This is a genomic window from Hoylesella timonensis 4401737 = DSM 22865 = JCM 15640 (genome assembly GCF_000455445.1).
Classification (GTDB): domain Bacteria; phylum Bacteroidota; class Bacteroidia; order Bacteroidales; family Bacteroidaceae; genus Prevotella; species Prevotella timonensis.
This window is the reverse complement of sequence record NZ_HG417098.1, coordinates 1-6,284: the sequence shown is the minus strand read 5'-3', so window position 1 is coordinate 6,284 and position 6,284 is coordinate 1. Positions and strand designations below refer to the sequence as shown.

At 44.0% G+C, this 6,284-nt stretch carries 6 protein-coding genes and 1 pseudogene; 4 read left to right on the top strand and 3 right to left on the bottom strand.

Annotated elements, in window-relative coordinates; all coding sequences use genetic code 11:
- The first annotated feature begins 86 nt into the window (after positions 1 to 86).
- Complete coding sequence (gene tssD, locus BN35_RS14355) at positions 87 to 374, top strand: type VI secretion system tube protein TssD (protein WP_028901360.1); 288 nt, start codon at positions 87 to 89, stop codon at positions 372 to 374.
- A 7-nt stretch (positions 375 to 381) separates the two neighbouring features.
- Here tssD and mobC read toward each other — a convergent pair whose 3' ends face one another.
- The 3 genes from mobC to BN35_RS09130 are packed head-to-tail and all read right to left on the bottom strand — an operon-like array spanning position 382 to position 4,098.
- Entirely contained in the window at positions 382 to 2,385 is a 2,004-nt protein-coding gene (mobC, locus tag BN35_RS09140) for a conjugal transfer protein MobC (protein WP_025073226.1), read from the bottom strand.
- Positions 2,386 to 2,434: 49 nt separating this feature from the next.
- Complete coding sequence (mobB, locus tag BN35_RS09135; protein WP_028901359.1) at positions 2,435 to 3,712, bottom strand: conjugal transfer protein MobB; 1,278 nt, start codon at positions 3,710 to 3,712, stop codon at positions 2,435 to 2,437.
- Positions 3,709 to 4,098, bottom strand: a complete 390-nt coding sequence (locus tag BN35_RS09130; protein ID WP_257009517.1) for a plasmid mobilization protein — start codon at positions 4,096 to 4,098, stop codon at positions 3,709 to 3,711. The genes mobB and BN35_RS09130 overlap by 4 nt, the downstream gene beginning before the upstream one ends.
- A 565-nt stretch (positions 4,099 to 4,663) precedes the next feature.
- Here BN35_RS09130 and BN35_RS09125 point away from each other — a divergent pair.
- The 3 genes and pseudogenes from BN35_RS09125 to BN35_RS09115 form a co-directional block, all read left to right on the top strand.
- Positions 4,664 to 5,443 carry a ParA family protein gene (locus BN35_RS09125; RefSeq protein WP_044071457.1) on the top strand — a complete coding sequence of 260 codons (780 nt, stop codon included), beginning with the start codon at positions 4,664 to 4,666 and terminating at the stop codon, positions 5,441 to 5,443.
- A 9-nt stretch (positions 5,444 to 5,452) separates the two neighbouring features.
- On the top strand, positions 5,453 to 5,959 hold the full coding sequence (locus tag BN35_RS09120) for a DUF3408 domain-containing protein (protein ID WP_044071453.1): 507 nt from the start codon (positions 5,453 to 5,455) through the stop codon (positions 5,957 to 5,959).
- 33 nt (positions 5,960 to 5,992) lie between these two features.
- Positions 5,993 to 6,284 (top strand): annotated as a pseudogene (locus BN35_RS09115) (hypothetical protein); the annotation flags it as partial.

Sequence of the window (6,284 nt, the reverse complement as noted above, 5' to 3'; positions counted from 1 at the left end):
GGTATGTTAGAAATTTCTGAAAGAAATTTTCCCATACTTGCATATAGTATGGAATTTAGTCGAAAGACCAAAGAGAACAGTTGTCCATGTTCCTCAACTCAGGGAGGTCGTATTTCATTTTGGATCCAGGAACACCTGACACTTTTTTGGTGGAAGCGATTACAAATGCAGCAAATAAACCCTTCAAAGGGAAATTGCTAGTTTCCGACCCTGCAAGTTCAGAAATGCTCCGAGAGATTCTGTTTCAAGATGCGTACCTTGTCCACTATAAGGAGGAATGCAATACAAGTAAAGCTGTCCCATTACAGATATGGATAACTATTGCCGCCAGGATTCTTGAGATAGGGGTTGCCTTACATAAGAATAACTGGTGAATATTTCTTATTCTCTAATGAGGTGTCGTAGTTCAGGGTCGTTCTTTATACGTTGAGTCTCTGTATTTACAAGCGATAGCACGTCCTGCTTGACACGTTTGTAGTTGGCTTCGATGGTCTCTTTGAGATTGTCGGAGCCATCTTCGTTTGTGAAGTTTGCTATTACAGGAATTGATTGATAGGCTTTCATCTCTGCAGAGACTTTTGCACTGTCCACGACTACCTCCGCATGAAAAATCTTCTGGTCAATACGCTCATCAAAATTGTCGGACACAGCACCTACAAACATCCCCTGCGTGAGGTTTGAAATCTTGCTTGCAGGGATAAGACTGTCCATTTGTGTGGAGATAGAGGTGGACTTATCGTTGCGGTTGATGGTCATAGACTGCCGTTGCTGGAGCACCTTACCGAAACGCTCTGAGAGAGTTTTGGCAGTTTCGCCCACGACCTGACCACTGAACACGTTACCCACGGTGTTTTGTATTACCTTGCTTTCCTTATCGCCATAATCGCGAGTGAGCTGGGAGAAGTCCTGAAAGCCCAAACATACCGCTACCTTATTACTTCGTGCAGTAGCAATCAGATTATCAAGTCCACGAAAATATATAGTCGGCAACTCGTCGATAATCACTGAAGATTTGAGCTGCTTCTTCTTGTTAATGAGCTTCACGATACGACTGTTATACAGACCGAGGGCTGCCGAATAGATATTCTGGCGGTCGGGATTATTGCCCACAACAAGAACTTTCGGCTCATTGGGATTGTTGATGTCGAGCGAGAAATCATCACCCGTCATTACCCAATAGAGGGCTGGAGAAATCATGCGTGAAAGCGGTATCTTGGCACTGGCTATCTGTCCCTGCAACTGGTCCTGTGCTCCTCCCTCCCAAGCGTCCATGAAAGGCGAAAGGTAATTGGAAAGCTCATCGTAGGAAGTAAGTATCGGGAATATCTGTGCGTAGGGACGGTTCAAAAATTCAATGGCGTGAGGGAATGTGCAGTATTTTCCTCCCTCATAAATTTTAAGGTACCAAATGATGGCAGCCAAAAGAATGATGGGCGACTCCACAAAGAAATCACCCTGTTTCTGAATCCATGTGCGGTTAAGATTGAGCATGATGGTGTATGCGCTCTCGTAGGCATCCGAGATGTCCGTCATAAAGTGCGGATTGATGGGATTGCAACGATGGCTTTTTCGAGGGTCGTCAAAGTTGATGACAAAGAATTGGGGCTTAACCTCGTAGGCTTCCAAGTGTTTAAGTAGATGGTTATAAGCTATTTCCGAAAGGTCCGGAAACTTGTAATCGTAGATATACATGGCAAAACCTTTCTCGATTTGCTGCTTGATATAATTGTTTACGATGGCGTAGGACTTACCCGACCCCGGCGTACCAAGTACCATTGAGGCACGGAACGGATTGACGATGTTGATCCAGCCTCGGTTCCATTTCTTCTTGTAGTAAAATCGTGTCGGAAGATTCACCGAATACTCGTTCTGCATCAGACGGGTTTCCTGCATAAAGCTCTCGTTTTCCGTATTAAACACATCATCCATCAGATTGTTTTTCAGTAGTCTGCTGATCCATACTCCAGCCATGAGCAGACAGATATATCCCACTGACAGGGTGAAGATGTACAGCGTGGCGCTGCCTATTTTTCCTAATGGCAATTCCAACAGCCACCAATTCAAGAAGAACAATACAAAGCCGACCGCCAATGCCGTCATTATCTTGCTCCAAGTGATTTTTTCCTCCTTGACACCTTTGGTGCCCCAGCAGGAGAGTGCCAGAAAAACAACACAAAACAGTTTTGTCCAAAGAATGGAAGAAAACAATCCCGTGGTACGCTGAAAATTCAGAAGGATCTTATCCACAATGCCGATGGTGAAGTTCCATGTGTGGAACGCCTCGTAACAGAACCAATAACAATTGATGATGAGGAATATCACCGATATACCTCTCATAAAGTCCATAATCTTACCCAATGCTCTCAAATCGTCTTCCTGTGCCATAATGTTTTTCCTTTTATGATGTTAAAATGGTGTTTGAACACCGTTTGAATTATTGTCTTCTTTTTCCCAATCTGATTTTGTTCTTGCGCCGCAGTTTACGCTGCCATGCCGCCTCTTTCCAGTCGTCATTACCTTGCGGAGCTTGAAGCAGCTCGTCGATAAGTTCCTCCACAGCGCTGAAGTTGGCTTCCTCCTTTTGGTCGGGCACGTCTTGCCTTTGTTCTTTCTTATGGGAATCCATGTCGGAGAGAGCACCATATTTCTGCTTATCCAAAAACGGATTGGTTCCCTCTTGGGAGAAATAACCGTTGAACACGGCAGCGGAATATCCTTTGCCCAGACGGGAACCGTTGACGGCAACACCGAGCGTGTCATCAACGAAGGTTATCCAGTATATGCGTCCGTTTTCCGTCTTATGGAGCAATGTCCTGAGTCCATTTTCATCAAGCCGCTTAATAAGTTCCGCTTCCGTCTTGGGAGAAGTTCTCATCACCGAAAGAACACGGTTTCTTATTTTCGGCAAATATGCCTTCAATTCTTTCCTTGATTTTATCATCTGATGATGAACGGCAGTATAACCGACCCCTCTACCGATGTCCGAAGCCTTGATGGGAGTTGCTACCTTCTCTCCGCTCTCACTTGTGGGTACATAAACCAACCCGTCATAACGCTTTCCCCGGTATTCCGTCTTCACTTCCTCCACAGCAAGATTGTTTCTTGCAAGAATGGCATTCATTTCACCCAAGGAACAGAAGCGGTAGTGTTTCAATACAGCCTTTACCAATGTACCGATTTGTTTGCGGATGTCCCCGTTTCCAATATCCACTTTCCGCCCGATTTCATCATCCGACGAAAGAACGGCGTTTGCCGGGATAAGTCCGTATTTTCTTTCCAATGTATCGGTAATCTTTTTGCTTCTTCGCCCCTCAAACTTATCATTGATTTTTTGCCCCTTATCATTTACCCGAAGCGAAACGATGTGTATATGCTCACGGGCAATATCGTTGTGCTTGAATACAATATAGGGCTGCTTGCCGTAGCCGAGTGCCTCCATATACTCTTTTGCAATCTGCGTAAGTGTTTCATCGGATAGTTTCTCTTTCGGGTGCGGATTGAGCGAACAGTGGAACACCGTTTTTTTCGTGCGGCATTTTGCCGGGATGAGTGCCTGCATGTCGGCCAATACTTCCGCCATCGTATAAGTACCCTCCTTGTTTTGGTACAATCCTTGTGCAAGAAGAATGCTCGCTTCTTCTTTTTCCACCTTTTTGAAGTTATAGCCGAGTGCTCCGCCAAGGTTTTCCGTGGAAGAAATCTTGGCTATCATTTTTTCCGGTAATCAATGGTCAGACTGATGGTCTGCTGCTGTAATTCGATAATCTGTTGGGAGAGTCGCTCCATTTTCTCCAGCATAATTCGGGCGGTTTTCACACCGTGATAGCTGTTCAAAGCCCGTACCGCCTGATTATACAGCACGCCAATCTTATGGATTTGTGCCGTCAGTTCGGAGAGTTTACGATAGTATTCCACTGCGGATTTATCCACTGTAATGACCTTAAAAGGCTCACCCAGCAGACGCGCACGCACAAAATCCGATTTGGTTTGTGCACCCGACTTATGAAACATTGCAATGACTTTCTGCTGGTCTTTTATATCCGGTAGTCGAACGTGCCAGTTGTCCCAACGAGGCTTATTAGGTAATTTGTGTTCCATATTCTTTTCTTTTAGTCTGTTCATCTGTTGTTCATTCTTTAATTACGACTTTGGAGTAATTTATCTCCCCTTCGGGGCAAGGGTCTTTGTGGGACAAACTGCGGTTTGTGTTACAAAGACACACCTTGCCAATATCAAGAGTTGATACGATTGAAGTATCCACCTGTAAGGGTGTCCGCTTCGGATAGTTTACCTCCATGTTTTCTATCTGTCTGCAAAGTTACAGTAGATTTTCAAATATCTCATTATCAACCATTTTCACTCTTTTCCCTTATTTATCCTTGTATTTCTATGGCATAGAAATATCTATCGAAAAAGCTTTTATTTTGCAGATAAATCGAACGGAATATCGTTCGATAGAACTATTAAAAGAGCGATATGACGAACTCTATTTCAATAGTTCAATATATCGTCAGATAGAACTATCGAGATGTCGACAAATCGACAAATCGAACGATCGATAATTCGATATTTCGACAGATAAAAGAATTAATAATTCGTTCTGACGATTAGTTTAACGAGCTACCATTCGAATTATAGTTCAAACGATTAAAATATCTATAGTATGGAACAGATACAAACATCGCCCATATTTCTGGGCTTTTCCTCTCAAAAGGGAGGTGTTGGCAAAAGCACTTTGGCGGAGATAGTCAGCAGCATTCTTTACTACGAAAAAGGCATTCGCCTTTTTGCAGTAGACTGTGACTTGTCTCAGGATTCCTTCTATAAACTCCGTGAAAGGGAAAAGGCTTGCATTGAAAGTGATCCACAGCTTTCTCAGCAGATGAGACAACATTTCTCTTCTTTGAAGCGTACAGCCTACCGCATACTCAAAGCTGCACCTAAGGAGGCAATAGCAACGGCAAGCGAGTATATCAGTAATCATCCATCAGAGAAATTCGATTTGGTCATCTTTGACTTTCCCGGTCATGCGGGTACTAGCGACCTTCTGCAACTCTCGCTGGATATGGACTATATCCTTTCTCCCTTAGAGCCAGACGTGCAGTCGATGGTTGCCTGCCTCACCTATATCAAGGCGGTAAACGATTTGGGCGTGTCCATGTCAAGTGCCCGTATCAAGGAAGTCATTCTTCTATGGAACAAAGTTGACCGCAGGGTTAAGAACACGCTCATTGAATACTACAGCAAGTATATCAAGAACGAAGATTATACGCTGCTTAACCAAAACATCTATGCCACCCACCGTTTCAGCCATGAATTGGAGCAATACGGATTTCGTGGGGTATTCCGCTCCACTTACCTTCCTCCTAATAAAGCCTTACGGACAGGGACTGGTATTGATGAACTGATAGAAGAATTACTTACCCATATTCAAATTAAATAAGACAGCATTATGGCAAACATACAGGAACAACGGCAAAAACTGGAAGCCAAGCTCAAGGAGATGGCTGAAGAAGGGGTGATGAAGACTCCTCCCAAGGAAACGCTGGCTTTTGACCCACCTGATGAGGAAGAAGATATGAAAACAGAGGTCAGTGCCAACCAAAAGGAAAAACTGCATCTGGTAAAAGAGGTTGTGTCTACCTCGGAAAATAAGCAGGATAAGACTTTGTATAAAAGCCACGAGAGAGAAAATGAAAAATGTGTGGGAACATCCCAGATTTCCTTAGACGACTACCGCACACGCTATTTACAGTCAGTCCGACTCCGAGAGCGGACCAATTTTACCATGAGTGCTGAAACACTCCAAGTGCTAAAAAACGTCTTGCAGGACTTGGGCGAACGGGTGTCAATGGCATCCTACATTGACAACATCCTGCGTGAACACCTCAAGGAGCACAAGGAACTGCTCAATAATGCCACAGCAAAGCATCGACGAAAGGTAGCAATAGATTTTTGAACAAAGAACCAACGATATATAAAAATCACCATTATGCAAACGATACTATTCAACATACTTCTGTTTCTGATAGCGGTATGGGTGTTCATTGGAATACTCTTCCTCTGGCAACAATTCCGCATGGCGTGCCGCAAATTGGAGAAAGCATGTGAAAAGAAAAATGAACAGGAACAAAAACAGAGAGTGCCTTCTGTTACCCAAGACCAAATTGAGCAGGCACAGCAAATGCTTGTCGGCAAAAGCAAATCATACGGGGAACGCTATGCCGAAATCACAAAAGAGATTACGGAAAACTCTCAAAAATTCCCCGAAGTTCCCGCTGCTT

Excerpts from the sequence above, each read along its gene's own strand:
- tssD (WP_028901360.1), top strand. The coding sequence starts at position 87 with ATGTTCCTCAACTCAGGGAGGTCGTATTTCATTTTGGATCCAGGAACA.
- BN35_RS09120 (WP_044071453.1), top strand. The coding sequence starts at position 5,453 with ATGGCAAACATACAGGAACAACGGCAAAAACTGGAAGCCAAGCTCAAG.
- mobC (WP_025073226.1), bottom strand. The coding sequence starts at position 2,385 with ATGGCACAGGAAGACGATTTGAGAGCATTGGGTAAGATTATGGACTTT.
- BN35_RS09125 (WP_044071457.1), top strand. The coding sequence starts at position 4,664 with ATGGAACAGATACAAACATCGCCCATATTTCTGGGCTTTTCCTCTCAA.
- mobB (WP_028901359.1), bottom strand. The coding sequence starts at position 3,712 with ATGATAGCCAAGATTTCTTCCACGGAAAACCTTGGCGGAGCACTCGGC.
- BN35_RS09130 (WP_257009517.1), bottom strand. The coding sequence starts at position 4,098 with ATGGAACACAAATTACCTAATAAGCCTCGTTGGGACAACTGGCACGTT.